This is a genomic window from Priestia sp. FSL W8-0001 (assembly GCF_038050335.1).
Taxonomy (GTDB): Bacteria; Bacillota; Bacilli; order Bacillales; family Bacillaceae_H; genus Priestia; species Priestia flexa.
Window position 1 is genome coordinate 2,343,314 of the sequence record NZ_JBBPAL010000001.1, and the last position, 16,407, is coordinate 2,359,720.

Here is a 16,407-nt window from a genome sequence, read left to right on the forward strand (position 1 = left end):
AATGTGTGCTTTCTTTATGCTTCTTTTCGAAAGAATCGATTATAGACTAAAATCATTGCGTACATCATTAAAAAGGAAGAGGTAAAAAAAACAAGCTTTCCCCAAACTGGGATATGATTAAAATAGCTTGTTTCATAAAACAAAACAAAAAAGCTAAATGGCAACAAAAACAATAGCCAAATAAAATCTCTATCCTTTAAAACTTTTAGAAAGAATAAAATCCCTCCGATATAGACAAACATTAAAAACATTGTAATTCACCAAATTCTCTTTCGTACTTTCTTCCATTATATAAGATAGTTAAAAGAAAACCTAGGTATATTCAAGTTAAATATGAAATACCGATCTTTTCACCTAGTTTTTAATCGGTTATTTACTTCCTTTAAGTTTATCTAGATGAGCAAAGAATGATGGGTATGATACCGATACAGCTTCGCGATTTTTAATGATTGTTTCACCTTCTGCAATACAAGAAGCAACTGCTAGCATCATGCCAATACGGTGATCTCCATGACTATTTACGCTTGCACCATGAAGCCGCGTTCCTCCATGAATAATCATTCCATCTTCTGTTGCTTCAATATTAGCACCCATTTTATTTAGCTCATTAACGACTGTGTCAATTCGATTTGTTTCTTTCACTTTTAATTCAGCTGCATCTTTAATAACTGTCGTTCCTTGAGCCTGAGTTGCAGCCAGCGCGATAATTGGAATTTCATCAATTAAACGAGGAATGAGATCGCCTCCTACTTCAGTGCCTTTTAAAGGTGCTGACTTTACAACTAAATCTGCAAAAGGTTCTGCTACATCTGTCTTTAAATTCTTTTCTTCAATAGATGCACCCATATTAAGTAATACATCTAAAATTCCTGTGCGAGTTGGGTTCATACCAACCTTTTTTAATTTAATTTGACTGTTTGAAATAATAGACCCTGCTACTAAGAAAAACGCAGCCGATGAAATATCTCCGGGCACTTCAATATGTGTACCCGTTAACGTTTGTCCACCTTCAATTGAAACAGATAATCCTTCTTCTTTCACTTGAACACCAAAAGCTTCTAGCATTCGCTCAGTATGATCTCGCGACTTTTCTGGCTCAATAACCGTTGTAACGCCTTCGGCTTGTAGCCCAGCTAATAAAATCGCTGACTTTACCTGCGCACTAGCTACCGGAGATTTATATGTAATTCCTTTTACATTTCCACCTCTTAAAGAAAGAGGAGTAAAGTTGCCTTCTTCACGTCCATCTAATTGAATTCCCATGCTACGTAAAGGGTCTGTCACTCGCTTCATGGGACGCTTTGCAATAGACTCATCTCCTATCAGCGTATGATGATGTGCCGTATTTGATAAAATCCCCATTATTAAACGAATTGTTGTTCCTGAATTTCCAACGTCCAATACTTCAGTCGGCTCTTGTAGCCCTTGAATGCCACGACCTTTTACAATAACTGTTTCTTCATTCACAACTTCAATTTCTACGCCTAATTTACGAAAGCAAGAAATAGTGCTAAGGCAATCATCACCTGGTAGGAATCCTGAGATGGTTGTTGTTCCTTCTGCAATTGATCCAAACATTACCGATCTGTGCGAAATCGATTTATCACCTGGAACTTGAATTATCCCGTTTAATCCTTGAAGTGTCATATTCATTCTCCTTTATAATAATTTATACGTGCAGGGAATCTCTGAATTGTTTAGCATCTGAAAAGTAATGAAACAATTCATGACTATCTCCCTTTTCGAGCAAGTTCTTCACTTGCTCCATTTCTTTCATCCAATCATCTAAAAGTGCTAACAGCGTGTAGCGATTTTGTTTTAGAATATCTCTCCACATATGCGGGCTACTTGATGCGATCCGAGTAAGGTCTCGAAAGCCACCTGCTGCCATCTCAGTAATAAGCGTATTCTTTGCTGAGTATCCTTTCACTTGACGAACAAGACTGGTGGCAATTACATGAGGCAAATGACTGATAACCCCTGTTACTTGGTCATGTGTAATCGCATCTATAAAGACAAAGTGAGCTTGTGTCGGCGCAAGTAAATGCATAAGCGCATCTATCTTTTGTGGATTTTCGTCTTCAAAAGGGGTTAACATATAGCGAGCTTCATAAAATAGATCTGCTCGTGCATTACTTGCACCACTTTGGTGAGAACCAGCCATTGGGTGTCCGCCAATGAACGTTACTCCTTTTTCTTTTAACAAAAATGCCGTTTCCATTACTGCTACTTTAGTACTTCCAACATCTGTTATAACAACATTTTGTTGCAATGTCCACTTTGAAAGAACGTGTATCCAATTAGCTGTCTCTTCTACCGGCGTTGCTAAAATAATATAATCTGCCATTTCAGCTTCTTTTTTTACATCATCTGCTTGTTCGTCAATGACTGAGTGTGCCATTGCCACACGCATTTCTTCTATATTAATATCTGCTCCCACAATATGCACGTTTTCATTTTTTTTAATAGAAAGTGCCAGTGAACCTCCGATAAGACCAACACCAATCAGTAATACACGTTTTTTCACCTTTCATTCTCCTTTATATGTTAAAATTGCGCTGCATGCTTTCGATGCTCATTAATGTTTTGTTGCAGCAAATCAATGCGGTCTGAACCAAATTGTTCAACAATAGCCGAAGCTAATTCCCATGCAATAACTGATTCAGCTACAACAGCTGCTGCTGGAACTGCACAGCTATCAGAGCGTTCAATACTAGCTGCAAACGGTTCTTTTGTATCAATATCTACGCTTTGAAGCGGTTTATATAACGTTGGGATTGGCTTCATTACGCCTCGCACAACGATTGGCATTCCAGTAGTCATACCACCTTCTAATCCGCCTGCATTGTTTGTTTTACGCGTGTAACCTTGCTCTTCACTCCATAAAATTTCATCGTGCACTTCACTTCCTGGCTTACGTGCTGCTTCGAATCCAACACCAATCTCTACACCCTTAAAAGCATTTATGCTCATAATCGCCGCTGCAAGCTTTGAATCTAGCTTGCGATCGTAGTGTACATAGCTTCCAACCGCTGTTGGCATCCCTTCTACGACTACTTCTACTACACCGCCAATGCTATCACCGTTTTCTTTGGCTTCATCAATTGCTTTCATCATCTTTTGTCCAGCTTCTTCATCCAAGCAACGCACGGGAGATGCTTCCGTTTTTTCTTGAAGTTCCGCTAAGGATTGGTATGATGTCTGCTCTGCTTTGACACCGCCAATTTCTAGAACATGACATGCAATATTGACACCAACAGCTTTTAAAATTTGCTTTGCAACAGCTCCCGTTGCAACACGAACTGTTGTTTCACGAGCAGATGAACGTTCTAAAACGTTTCTCATGTCACGATGTCCGTATTTAATTGCACCGTTTAAATCTGCATGACCTGGTCTTGGCTTTGTAATTTGACGCTTCACTTCTGCATCTTCATCCACAGGGTCAGCTCCCATGATATTTCTCCAATGCGTAAAATCTTTGTTTTCTACTACGAGTGCCACTGGTGAACCTAAAGTAGCCCCATGTCTTACTCCACCTACAATTTGTACACGGTCTGTTTCAATTTGCATGCGACGACCACGACCATGACCTTTTTGTCTTCTAGCTAAATCTTCATTAATATGTTCTGCCGTTAATTCAAGCCCCGCTGGTACCCCTTCAACAATTGCTGTTAATTGTGGACCATGTGACTCTCCTGCTGTTAAATATCTCATCGTTTCCATCCTCCAATTTGTAAAATTCAATCTTTTCACCTAATAAAATAAGCTCGCCCCTCTTTTAAGATAGGGACGAGCTTATTCTCGCGATACCACCCTAGTTGCAAGCTATTCGTACTTACCACCTTCATTGTTTAACGATCAGTCGACCGCTCTTTACAGAGTGCTCAAGGAGTGTATTTTGCTCACATCTTTGTACTGATTTACACCGTCCATCAGCTCTCTATAACAGGGAGATGCTTGCTACTAGAGTCCTCTCATTGCATCGCTATATAATTATGATAACTTAACTGCCGCACCTTTTAATTCTGCCATGAAGTCATGGAATTCAGGAATGTTCATTTGTTGTGCTGAATCTGATAATGCCACAGCTGGATCTGGATGAACTTCAGCCATAACTGCATCTGCACCAATCGCAATTGCAGCTTTTGCACAAGGTAATAATAAGTCTTTACGTCCAGTTGAATGCGTTACATCTACAACAACTGGTAAATGCGTTTCTTGTTTTAAGATTGGTACTGCTGAGATATCTAATGTGTTACGAGTTGCACGCTCGTATGTGCGGATACCACGCTCACAAAGGATGATGTTACCATTTCCACGAGACATAATGTACTCAGCAGCGTTAATGAACTCTTCAATTGTTGCAGCTAAGCCGCGTTTTAGTAGGATCGGTTTATCAACTGAACCTGCTGCTTTTAATAATTCAAAGTTTTGCATGTTACGTGCACCAATTTGAATTACATCTACGTACTCTAATGCTGTTTCAATATCTTGTGGTGAAACAATTTCACTGATAATTTGAAGACCTAACTCATCTCCAACTTTACGTAAGATTTGCAAACCTTCTACACCTAAACCTTGGAAATCATATGGTGATGTACGAGGCTTAAATGCTCCTCCACGCATTAGCGTAATGCCTTGTTCTTTTAGAGCTAAGCCAACTTGTTTTACTTGCTCGTAGCTTTCTACTGCACATGGTCCCATAACGAACTGTAAGTTTCCATCTCCAACTTTCGTTCCGTTTACATCGACTACTGTATCGTCAGATTTCTTTTTACGAGATACAAGAAGCGCTTTTCTATGATCATCTTCTTGAAGCTCTAAGCTTGCCTTGAAAATTTCTTTAAAAATATGTTGAACTGTTGATGCTTCAAATGGTCCGTTATGGTTTGCTAAAATGTGATTTAATGATTCACGCTCACGAACTGGATCAAAACGTTTTACACCTTGTGTACCTTTTAGTTCACCAATTTCTTTTGCAATCTCACCACGTTTATTTAATAATTCTAAAATTTCTAAATTTAATTGATCGATTTGTCCACGTAATTGCTCTAAAGTTTTTGTCATTGTTAAGACCCTCCTAGATTTTGTATGTTTTTATAGTATCTTACATGTCCGCTGAGTGCGGAATATACAAAAAGTCCCTACTGATTGTGTCAGTAGGGACGAATTGATCGCGGTACCACCCTAATTGCAAGCATTTGCTTGCCTCTTCATTACGATAACGGCTATGCCGCTTTTGCTATGCAAAAGTAAGCTCCAAGAATGTAATTCACAACTAGTTTGTGTTCTGACTCGCACCGACCGTCAGCTCTCTGAAACAGGGAAACACGTTGCTACTATGCTCTTTTCATCGCTTGTTTAATTATTTAATTTTCTATAGGGCGGTAAATACAAAAAGTCCCTACTGATCTCACCCTTAAGGTAAGGTCAGTAGGGACGAATTAATCGCGGTACCACCCTAGTTGCAAGCATTTGCTTGCCTCTTCATTACGATAACGGCTATGCCGTCTTTTCCTACTCAGAAAAGATGCTCAAGGAATGTACTTCGAAGGGTTTGTGTTCTGACTCGCACCGACCGTCAGCTCTCTGAAACAGGGAAACCTTTTCTACTATTGCTCCTATCAACGCTCAATATTGACTATGTATGTGTGTTTAAACGTTTGTTTTAACGTTTAGATGATGTTGTGTGATGTTGATTTGTATTATGAATGGTTTTACCTAAATCGTCAATACTTTTTTAGGTTTTTTTTTATAATCTTTTACAAACTTTTCCCATAGACTTCCTTAAAACGTTGAATTATAAGCATATAAAACGTTTTCAATTAACTTCATTTTTTTTATAAATAATACTGATTTTTATTATTTTCACATAAAAAAAGGCCTCATACTCGAGGTCTTTTTTAAGCAAGAAAAATAGCACCGTAAGCAAGAGCACCTACAATAACAATCGCTGGATGAACACGTAATCTCTCCATCAGTACAAAGCTCGTAATAATTAAAAATAACGTCTGCCATACCCCTGAATCCACATAAGAGCTTGCAAAGAAATCATAAGCCATAACTCCAAGTAGAACAGCAATAACAGGGCGAATAAAGTTTGTCATTTTCTTCACGTTTGGTGAATCTTTATACTTATATAAGATCCGTAATAAGACAACTAGAAGTATGACAGAAGGAGCAATTGTAGCTAGTAATGAAACAAACGCCCCCAGGATACCTGCTTCTTGATAGCCAATAAAACCTGCCATTTTTGTTGCGATTGGACCCGGTAGCGCATTACCAATTGCCAACATTTCACTAAACTCATTAACCGTTAACCACCCGTAGCGGTCAACTACTTCTTTTTGAATTAATGGAATTGAGGCTGGTCCCCCTCCATAACCTAAAATATTTGATACAAAAAAAGCCATAAACAATTGCCAATAAATCATACAGTTTCCCTCTTTTGTTCCTGAACTTCTTTTTCTTTTTGCTTTCTTTTAACGGGAATCCACGCTGCAACCATTAGTAAAATAATAATAATTGCTGGATGAATATGAATAAACTCCATCAGTACCAAACTTACAAATGCCAGTAAAATAGCTTTTGTCCAACCTAATCCACCAGTAGATTTTTTCAAGAAATCCCACGTCATAACAGCTAACATAACCCCAACTACAGGTACAACAGCTTTAGTCATTCCGATTACCCATGCCTGGTCTTTAAACTGCGTAAGGGTTGTCAAAAGGAGAACCATAAGCAAGACAGTTGGTGCTACTGCCGCAATTAATGCGTTAATCATCCCTATCACTCCGCCAACCCGATACCCAATATATCCCGCTAGCTTTGTTGCAATAGGACCTGGTAGCGTATTAGCAATTGCTAATACGTCACCAAACTCATCGCTATCCATCCACTTGTATGTATCAACAACCTCTTTTTTAACAAGTGGTATAGCGGACGGCCCACCTCCGTAACCAAGCATACCTGAGCGAAAAAACGCGATAAAAATATGTAATTGCTGCATTTTATACGCTCCTTTCTTTGTTGTAATCTCTCCTTAATACGTTAGAACAGCCCCATCTGTTCGAGGCTCTGTTCCTCCAAACAATACCCCTGTTTGAGGATCTCTGCGAATAATTTGTCCACGACCAAACGAATGACGACTTGTTGCCACTTGAACATCATGACCTTTTCTCTCTAACGCTTCCACAATATAACTTGGCATATCTTTTTCTACAAGAACTGTTTTATCATTAATCCATTGCCACCTTGGTGCATCTAGTGCCGCTTGAGGATTTAAATCAAAATCAACCATATTCATAATGACTTGAACATGACCTTGAGGCTGCATGAACGCTCCCATTACACCAAATGGTCCAACCGCTTGATTACCTTTTGTTAAAAAGCCTGGGATAATAGTATGATATGTTCTTTTACCTGGCTCTAGTCGATTATCGTGACTCTCATCGAGTGAAAAATTGTGTCCGCGGTTTTGAAGAGCAATGCCTGTTCCTGGAACAACTACTCCTGATCCAAAGCCTTTATAGTTGCTTTGAATAAAAGAAACCATATTCCCTTCATCATCAGCCGTTGCTAAATAAACGGTTCCACTGTGAAGTGGTTGACCAGCTTCTGGTAGCCTTGCATCGTCACCGATTAAAGCTCGACGTGCATCAGCATATTCATCGTGTAACAGATCTTCTATAGCCACCTTCATATGCTTAGAATCAGTAATAAATTTCTTTCCATCTGCAAAAGCTAGTTTCATCGCTTCAATTTGCTTATGGTACGTATCCACTGAATCTTTAGTTTTAAACTCATAACCTTTTAAGGTATTTAGTGCTAAAAGAGCAATTAAGCCTTGACCGTTAGGCGGAATCTCCCAAACATCATAGCCTCTATAAGACACCGAAATTGGCTTAACCCATTCAGGTTGAAAAGCTGCCAAATCTTCTTTTCGAATAAAGCCTCCATGAGCTTTAGAAAACGCATCAATTTTTTCAGCAATTCTTCCTCGATAAAATGATTCAGCTTCTGTTTCCGCAATCTCAATAAGCGTATCTGCATGATCACTTGATGACCACACTTCACCAATTTTTGGCGATTTTCCATTTATTCCAAATGTTTCAAACCAGCCAGCAAACTCTTCCCCTTTTAATTCGCCTTTAAACTTCTCGTATGCAACATTCCAATTGTAACCTAAAATCGGAGAGATAGGGAACCCCTCTTGAGCATATGTAATTGCAGGTTGCAGTACTTCTGTTAAAGGAAGCTTTCCAAATCGTTTTGATAATGCAGCCCAAGCACTAGGTGCACCAGGAACTGTTACAGGTGTTAAGCCATACTCGGGCATTTCTTCTGTTATACCTCTCTCTTTTAAAGCTTCTATTGAAAGCTTTTTAGGAGCAGGTCCGCTAGCATTTAAGCCGTGCAGTTCATCATTTATCCAAACAAGAGCAAATGCATCTCCTCCAATGCCATTTGACGTCGGCTCGACTACTGTTAAGCACGCTGCTGTTGCAATTGCCGCATCAACTGCGTTACCTCCTTTTTTTAGCATATCTAAACCTGCCTGCGCTGCTAAAGGTTGACTTGTTGCAACCATTCCATTTTTTCCAAATGTACACATTCTTTGCGAACCGTATGGATGCGTTAAAAAAAATTCATTCATTTCTCCCACTCCCCAACATGATCTATTTCTACACATGAACCAATTCACTATCATAAACATCTAAAGCAGCTTGTAAGGCTTTCCCTGCATTTATTAAAGTTCCTTTTCTTAACAAGGTTGCCTCAAGCCCGGCCAGCGTATATAAAACGTTATCCTGTCGACAGCTATATCCCATCGTACCAATTCTCCAAATCTTACCGTGAAGCGGACCAAACGAGCTTGCTATTTCAATTCCAAATTGATCAAGTAGCGTACTGCGAACGTCTTCTCCATTAATACCGCTTGGAATAATAACGCACGTCACGGTTGTTAACTTTGAAGCCTCATTGCCAAATAACGATAACCCCATTGCTTTAATACCTGCAACAAGTGCTTTTTCATGTAATTTATGACGAGCAAACCGTATATCTAAACCTTCTTCAAGTAAGATCCGAACTCCTTCATGAAGAGCATATAACATTGATGTTGCTTCCGTATGATGATTAAGGCGACGATCACTCCAGTAATCTTGTAATTGACTTAAATCAAAATAATTACTAATAATATTCGGTCGTGTTCGAACATTGTTATCTGCTTCTGTAGCAATTCCTTTCTCCACTTTTTTTCGTTGAGTAATATGATGCTCCACTCGTTCATTATAAGTAATTGGTGCCATCCCTGAAGGTACAGATATACACTTTTGTGTTCCAGCAATAAGTGCATCAATATACCAATCATCCACTTTAACATCTATACCCCCAATTGTTGCGACGGCATCAACAATAAATAAAGCATCGTTTTCTCGGCAAGCTTTCCCTATTTCTTTTAAGGACTGAACTCTACCTGTAGATGTTTCACCATGAACCATAGCTACTATTTTCGGATTGGTTCTCTTGATCTCACGAATAACTTGTTCTGGTTCAAACACGCTTCCCCATTCACATTCAATATTGTGGACAACTGCTCCGTATCGCTCAGAAATCTCTGTTAACAGGTGACCAAACCGTCCAAATATAGGTACAAATACCGTATCTCCTGGTTCAATAATGCTTGCTAACACTGCTTCAAGCCCAGCTCTTGAAGTTCCATCGATTGGGAATGCCCATTTATTTTTGGTTTGAAACAATTCTCTTAGCATCTCCATCGTTTCATTCATAATCGTTGTAAATGCAGGGTCGAACTGACCAAGGATTGGCGTTCCAAGCACCCTTAGCACCCTAGGGTCTGCTTCTACAGGTCCAGGTGTCATGATTGTTCTCGGTGGAGCATTTAGTATTTTTTTATTTAGCATCTTAACATCCTCCTAATAGGCTAATTTGTAAAGTAACTCAATTAATACCTGAATTCCTTTCTCAAGCTGCTCAGCGCTTGTGTATTCTTTAGGTGAGTGACTAATTCCATTTTTACTTGGTACAAACAGTAAGCAAGTAGGTAATTTTGGTCCAAACACCTGTGAATCGTGACCAGCCCCGCTCACCATGCTCATATATGAAATGTTCTTTTCCTCGGAAATATTTTTAGAAATTTCAGATAAATTTTTATCCATTTGTACTGGTTTTTCATTCATCCACCGATTAATTTCTGTTGTTACACCTGCATTTATAGCAATTTCTCGTAGCATCACTTTTATCTCATGTTCAACTTTATCCAAGACACCATCTTCACCGTGTCTTATATCAATACTAAAGCTGACTTTTCCAGGTATAACATTTGGTACGTTAGGTGAAACATCTAACTTTCCTACCGTCATATACAGCTTCTCTTCGTATTTTTTGCTCATATCCAAGAGAGACGTAATGAAACGACAGCTTGCTGCTAAAGCGTCTTTACGGTGAGTCATCGGTGTTGTTCCAGCATGATTGCTCTCTCCTTGCACGGTTACTGTAAACCTTTTTTGTCCTGCAATACTTGATACAATTCCGATATCAAGCTGTTTTTTTTCAAGCTGCTCACCTTGCTCAATATGTAGCTCAATAAAATGTGAAATATCTTGTCTAAACGGCTTTTTATAGTGACCTTTTCCAAATTGGTATTGTTCCATTGCTTTCTTTAACGTAATATTTTCTCGATCTTTTATTTCTTGACTCATATTTTCATAGCTGTATAATCCAACAATGTGACCAGACCCCCAATAAGTTAAAGGAAATCGACTTCCTTCTTCCTCACAGAGAGACACTACTTCAATCGACCGCTTTGGCATTCCGTACGTTTTTCGTAAGTGCTCTACTGCTATAAGACCTGCGATAATTCCAAACGCTCCGTCATATTTGCCTCCATACACAACTGTATCCACATGTGATCCGACTAGAATGGTTTTTTGATTCTGTTCTATCCCCTCAAGTCTTCCATAAAGATTCCCCACATCATCATAGTAAGCAGTTAGTTGATTTTCTGTCATCTTCTCTTTTAATGCTTCTTGAGCAGCGTACCATTCTGTTGAATATAGTAAACGTGTAACACCTTTTCTAGTATCCGCTCCAAATTGAGAAAGCCACTGAAGGTCTTTTTCAACCTGTAAGCAGAGCTTCGATTTCCCCTTCATTTCAGCAACCATCTTTTCCACCTCTTTCTTTTCATTTTACGAAATCTAAAAGTTGTTTTCATTGACAAATCCTCCAAAAAAAAGGTGTTTTTTTGGATAATATAACTAAGACCAACCGATTAGGTTTGCCACGACTAACAGTATAGCCCCCGCGGTCATCCACAGCAGGAAAAGAGGAAGAATAAACTTTACCCAGCGGTTCCACCCTACTCCAGCAATCGCTAGCGTAGCCATAAAGTATCCTGATGTAGGGAACAAAATATTAGAAAAACCATCTCCAAACTGAAAAGCTAGAATAGCTGTTTGTCTCGTAATACCTACTAAGTCTGCTAATGGTGCCATAATCGGCATCATGATAAGAGCTTGCCCACTTCCGCTTGGTACAAAGAAATTAAATACGCTTTGCGTAATTAGCATCCCTATTACAGTAACACTTTCGGGAAGGTGTGAAATAACAGTAGAAATTCCATATACAATTGTATCCATGATTTGACCTTCGTTCATTACAACAGCTACACCTCTCGCAATTCCACAAACCATCGCACCAACTAAAACGTCCCGAAATCCTTCATTGAATGATTCAGCAATTTCTTTAGAGTTCATTCCTACGATTAAAGCCGGAATAATTCCCATCGCAATAAAATAGCCTCCTAATGTCACCATATCCCAACGATACAAAATAACTCCTGCAATCATCCCAATAAAAAATAAACCCGTTACAATACCAGCAACCTTCTGTCTATTTGTAGCACTACTCTTTAACGCATGTGGTTTTATAACCTCCTTTGGCTTAGTGCGATTCTTTTCCGCATACCTCATTACATAAGCCATTCCAATGCTAATGATAATAAGAAAACAAACCATTCGATATATCATTCCTGAATACAAAGGAAGTCCGGCAACCATTTGTGCTGTTCCTACTGTAAAGGGATTTGTAAGAGCTGCTGTAAAACCAGCAATGGTCCCACATAACGCAATTGCTGCAGCTGTAACCCGGTCATACCCCAACGAAAGCATAAGTGGCATAATCACTGGGACATATACAATTGCTAATTCAGGCGTTCCAATAAAGCATGCTATTAGTGCAAAAGTAAACATAAATACCGGAATTAGTAGCTTCGGCTTATGAGAAAAACTTTTTGCTATTTTTCCAACCCCAAGTTCGATTACACCTGCTGACCGAAGCGTTACAAATACTCCTCCAATGACAAATGTAAAGAAAATCACAGGAGCTGCTTCAACCATGCCTTGGGGAACAGCTTTTAGCATCCCTAGCAAACTGACAGGACTTGACTCCAATTCTGCATACGAAGTAGGGTCAATCATTTCCCTCCCATCTTCTCCTTGAACTCGATCATACGCTCCTGCTGGAACTAGATATGTAGCGATAGTCATTACACCAATGATAATGGCTAACATGAAGTAAATATGAGGAAATTCTCTTTTTTTCTTTACTTCTTTTAATGAATGTTCTTTTAAAACTGGCTGCGACATCCAACCCCTCCGTATTGTTATATTTTATTACATATTATGTTATATAATATATCTTACAAAAGATTTTATCTCGATTCATCTACTTTTTATACATTTTTTTCTGAATTTTTTATTTATTTTAACCAATTTATGTTTTAAAATAGGAATATAGCAATATTTAATGTAACTTTTTATAACAAGGGGTGGGAACATGGAGTTACAAACATTATTAAGCAGTCGGCCTTATGCTAGCGCATCTGTTGTGGCCGGAAAAAATGGGTTAACAAGAACCGTCCAAAATATTAACATGATGGACGCTCCAGATATTTTAACGTTTCTAAAAGAAGGGGAGCTGCTCGTCACAACCGGCTATCACTTTAAAGAAAAAGAAGAGAACCTATTACAATTGGTTGAGGGCATGGCAAAAAAACAGTGCGCAGGTCTAGCAATAAAAACGAAGCGATTCTTCGAACAAGTACCTTCATCTATTTGCGAACTCGCAGAGAAGCTAAACTTTCCTATCATCGACTTACAAACAGACGAAGCACTTGGTTCCATTATCAACGAATCTTTAAGCTTTATTTTAGATAAAAAAACAAGCGATCTTCAACAAGCGATGATGACTCATCAACTCTTTTCCTCCTATATTCTACAAGGAAACGGTGTTGAAAAAATATTACATTCACTTCAAACGTTATGCGACGCTCCAATTGGGCTATTCGACCTTCACGGAAATTTATTGTTTCACACAGAGAAAAAAGAAGAAAAAGCATCAGCTTCTTTAGAAAAGATCGCCGTTCAGATAAATAATTATTTTCACCTTAAAGCCAGCTATGCTACGTTTTCTATCACAAAAACAAAACAAGAACTCAGCTTATTTTTAATTCCTACACATACACACAAGAGCAACTTTTTAGTTATTTATCGCAGCATGTTGCCAAACGAATCATCCTTATTAACAATTGAACAAGCAGCGAATGTACTTTCCTTTGAAATGATGCGTCAACATGCTTTAAAAGAAGCAGAGCGCCGAAAGAAAAATGAATATTTCCATCAACTAACTCATGATTACTTCAAAAATATAGATGAAGCCACTTATCACGGAAAGCAGATTGGACTTTCTCCTGACAAAAAGTACATTTGTGCTGTTGGGAAAATCCCATTACAGCATTACACATACACAGATAGCGAAATGATTTATGAGCTCATCGAGTACGAATTGTCAAAACAGCCTATTCCAAGCTTATTATTCACACAGGATAATCGCTACGTCATTTTATTTTTCCCTGATAGTTACGATAAGCATCAGTTTATCGCAAACCAGCTCATCCTTATTCAAAAGGTTGTAAAAAGACATTATAAACAAAACGTATGCTTCGGAATAGGAAACCAAAGCCAGACGCTATTAACCGTGATAGATTCGTACAAAGAAGCCATCGAAGCACTTGAAAACATTCAAATGACCGACCAAGCAGCACCTATTCAATTTTATCAACCAAAACAATTTCGAGAACTTTTAAGACTTATTCCCTCTGCAGACTTGGAAGAATATCACGAAAAAGCGCTGGAAGGACTTCTTCACTACGATCGAAAAGACCAACCTATTTTATTAGACACGTTATCTACTTACCTAAACTTAAATTGTCAAATATCAGAAACAGCCAAACAGTTATTTATTCATAGAAACACCGTTATTTATCGAATTGAAAAGTGTGAAGAAATATTAGGGAGGTCGGTTCATACACCGGAAGAAACGCTTCGACTACGAATTGCGTTTCAAATCCACACTCATTTACACTCTAACTTTATTTAAAAAACTGAGCTCTTACATCCCTGTAAGAGCTCAGTTTCAGAGTCTTTATTAATTTATTCAAAAGATTCCCTTCTAGATTATACCAATTTAACTAACTTAGATTTTTTACATTTCCAACTACTTCAAGCGGCACTAAAACCTCTATTTTATTTCCCAAAGGAGAAAAAGCAGAACCAGCATACTCCTTTACGTTTAACGGCTCGCAACTAACAAAATTTCTGTACCATGATGAAATGCATACATACTCCTTGTGACCATCTTCTTGGTAAACAAGTAACAAAAAAACTAGCAGCTGATGGTAGCTGCTAGTTTTGATTCATTTTTAATTCAACAGCCTTTAATTTACCAGCCATTGTATGCTTTTTATCTCGTCGATCATCGATACGCAAGTTAGTACACACTCGCTCGATTCCATTTTCAAACGGAACTTCATGTAGCTCTTGAACAATTTTCAACAAAAGACCAAGCTCACCTTCAATAAGCGTATTCATGGGAGTTAACTGATACTCTACCTCCTCTTTGTATTTCTCTAACACTTTCTGAATATCCGCTACGTATTGGCTAACGCTGGGCGTTTTAGTCCCTACCGGTATAATCGTTAAATCTACAATCGCCATGTTACTTCTTCCTCCTTTTTCATGTTTATCATACCAAAAAGAAACAAAAGTCATACTTGTCTTGTTTCAATGACAAAAAAGAGGATAGTATATTATCCCCTTTTAAAACTTATAGATAACGTTTCGCACCTAAATAACGAGGCTGCCAGTATGAGTTGCTCATAGAGCTAATCATAACACCTTTAGATGATGATGCATGAAGGAACTGACCTCCACCTAAGTAAATTCCTGCATGACTTGCACCCGGCTGATATGTTTCAAAGAATACAATATCTCCTGGGCTCGGTGTGCTAACACGAGTTCCTGTGCTGTAGATACCCGCAACTGTACGCGGTAAGCTAACTCCTGCAGCGTTACGATATACATAGTTTAAGAATCCACTGCAGTCAAATCCACTTGGAGAAGTCCCTCCCCATACGTATGGTGTTCCCACGAAACGTTTCCCATATGAAGTTACTTTTGAAGCACTAGAGCTTGATGGCGTACTAACGCTTGGCTTAGACGTAGTGTTGTTTGAACTTGAGCTAGAATTTAATTTGTTCATCGTAGCTGGCCCTGCAATTCCATCTGCTGACAAGCCGTTTGCGCGTTGGAACGAGCGAACTGCACTTGTTGTAATTGAACCGTAGTATCCCGTTACGTTAGCAGAGAAATAACCTTTATTTTTTAATTTTTGTTGCAAGCTACTTACTGATGAACCAGACATGCCCGGACGTAATATAGATGATGTACCCGTTGAAGTAGAGCCTGAACCAGCGCTAGTTCCACCATTTTTCAGTTTATTAAGCGTAGCTGGCCCTGCAATTCCATCTACTGACAGACCATTCGCACGTTGAAAAGCCATAACTGCATTTTTCGTAATTGACCCAAAATATTGAGTAGTATTTCCCTTGAAATAACCTTTGTTTTTCAGCTGCTGTTGTAGAGATTGAACATTTGCACCTCTAGAACCAACACGTAATAAAGTGCTAGATGTGCTAGAAGAATTAGAACTACTTCCTAACAGTTTACTAAATGTATTTTTACCGGCAATTCCATCTGCAGCTAATCCGTTCGCACGCTGAAAGTTCATAACTGCGCTCTTTGTAATTGTTCCATAATAATTTGTAGTTGTACCGTATGTAAAATAACCCTTGTTTTTTAATTGTTGTTGTAATTGTTTTACATCTGAATTACTCATTCCTGGACGTAAAGTTGTATCACCTAATGCCGCTTCACTAATTGTTGGTACTACTGTTAAAGATCCACATAATGCTAAAGAATATATTAACTTTTTCATAGAAAAGGTTCCTCCATTGTCATAATCTACTAATCTAAGACGTTTACA

The 16,407-nt window shown here is 38.5% G+C and carries 14 protein-coding genes and 3 other annotated features; of the genes, 1 reads left to right on the forward strand and 13 read right to left on the reverse strand.

Annotated features, from left to right (window positions below; all coding sequences use genetic code 11):
- Positions 1 to 14: 14 nt before the first annotated feature.
- From MKZ18_RS12440 to MKZ18_RS12490, 11 genes are all read right to left on the reverse strand, one after another.
- On the reverse strand, positions 15 to 251 hold the full coding sequence (locus MKZ18_RS12440) for a hypothetical protein (RefSeq protein WP_035321301.1): 237 nt from the start codon (positions 249 to 251) through the stop codon (positions 15 to 17).
- A gap of 118 nt (positions 252 to 369) precedes the next feature.
- The gene (gene aroA / locus MKZ18_RS12445) at positions 370 to 1,647 is read right to left on the reverse strand and encodes a 3-phosphoshikimate 1-carboxyvinyltransferase (RefSeq protein WP_144594067.1); all 1,278 of its coding nucleotides are present in this window, start codon (positions 1,645 to 1,647) and stop codon (positions 370 to 372) included.
- Positions 1,648 to 1,669: 22 nt separating this feature from the next.
- Entirely contained in the window at positions 1,670 to 2,527 is an 858-nt protein-coding gene (locus tag MKZ18_RS12450; protein ID WP_061786231.1) for a prephenate dehydrogenase, read from the reverse strand.
- Positions 2,528 to 2,547: 20 nt separating this feature from the next.
- A complete protein-coding gene (aroC, locus tag MKZ18_RS12455; RefSeq protein WP_061786230.1) occupies positions 2,548 to 3,714 on the reverse strand; it encodes a chorismate synthase in 1,167 nt (388 codons plus the stop codon).
- Positions 3,715 to 3,782: 68 nt separating this feature from the next.
- Positions 3,783 to 3,987 (reverse strand) — a binding site (T-box leader).
- Positions 3,988 to 3,993: 6 nt separating this feature from the next.
- Positions 3,994 to 5,067, reverse strand: a complete 1,074-nt coding sequence (locus MKZ18_RS12460; protein WP_025911338.1) for a bifunctional 3-deoxy-7-phosphoheptulonate synthase/chorismate mutase — start codon at positions 5,065 to 5,067, stop codon at positions 3,994 to 3,996.
- Positions 5,068 to 5,158: 91 nt separating this feature from the next.
- Positions 5,159 to 5,363: a binding site (T-box leader), on the reverse strand.
- A gap of 69 nt (positions 5,364 to 5,432) precedes the next feature.
- Positions 5,433 to 5,637: a binding site (T-box leader), on the reverse strand.
- 266 nt (positions 5,638 to 5,903) lie between these two features.
- Complete coding sequence (locus tag MKZ18_RS12465; protein ID WP_061786229.1) at positions 5,904 to 6,434, reverse strand: chromate transporter; 531 nt, start codon at positions 6,432 to 6,434, stop codon at positions 5,904 to 5,906.
- Positions 6,431 to 7,009, reverse strand: coding sequence for a chromate transporter (locus MKZ18_RS12470; protein ID WP_025911334.1), 579 nt, complete (start codon positions 7,007 to 7,009; stop codon positions 6,431 to 6,433). The genes MKZ18_RS12465 and MKZ18_RS12470 overlap by 4 nt, the downstream gene beginning before the upstream one ends.
- A gap of 33 nt (positions 7,010 to 7,042) precedes the next feature.
- Positions 7,043 to 8,656: a gamma-glutamyltransferase family protein gene (locus MKZ18_RS12475; protein WP_025911333.1), complete on the reverse strand. Its 1,614-nt coding sequence runs from the start codon at positions 8,654 to 8,656 to the stop codon at positions 7,043 to 7,045.
- Between the two features lie 28 nt (positions 8,657 to 8,684).
- On the reverse strand, positions 8,685 to 9,926 hold the full coding sequence (locus tag MKZ18_RS12480; protein WP_061786228.1) for a pyridoxal-phosphate-dependent aminotransferase family protein: 1,242 nt from the start codon (positions 9,924 to 9,926) through the stop codon (positions 8,685 to 8,687).
- A 12-nt stretch (positions 9,927 to 9,938) separates the two neighbouring features.
- On the reverse strand, positions 9,939 to 11,189 hold the full coding sequence (gene allC / locus MKZ18_RS12485) for an allantoate deiminase (protein ID WP_025911329.1): 1,251 nt from the start codon (positions 11,187 to 11,189) through the stop codon (positions 9,939 to 9,941).
- Between the two features lie 93 nt (positions 11,190 to 11,282).
- Positions 11,283 to 12,671, reverse strand: coding sequence for a YfcC family protein (locus MKZ18_RS12490; RefSeq protein WP_061786226.1), 1,389 nt, complete (start codon positions 12,669 to 12,671; stop codon positions 11,283 to 11,285).
- Positions 12,672 to 12,861: 190 nt separating this feature from the next.
- On the opposite strand from MKZ18_RS12490, the gene MKZ18_RS12495 reads away from it, so the two are divergent.
- Positions 12,862 to 14,463: a PucR family transcriptional regulator gene (locus MKZ18_RS12495; protein ID WP_025911325.1), complete on the forward strand. Its 1,602-nt coding sequence runs from the start codon at positions 12,862 to 12,864 to the stop codon at positions 14,461 to 14,463.
- Between the two features lie 305 nt (positions 14,464 to 14,768).
- On the opposite strand, the gene MKZ18_RS12500 is transcribed toward MKZ18_RS12495, so the two are convergent.
- On the reverse strand, positions 14,769 to 15,080 hold the full coding sequence (locus tag MKZ18_RS12500; RefSeq protein WP_025911324.1) for an MTH1187 family thiamine-binding protein: 312 nt from the start codon (positions 15,078 to 15,080) through the stop codon (positions 14,769 to 14,771).
- Between the two features lie 109 nt (positions 15,081 to 15,189).
- A complete protein-coding gene (locus MKZ18_RS12505; RefSeq protein ID WP_061786389.1) occupies positions 15,190 to 16,359 on the reverse strand; it encodes a C40 family peptidase in 1,170 nt (389 codons plus the stop codon).
- Positions 16,360 to 16,407: the final 48 nt, after the last annotated feature.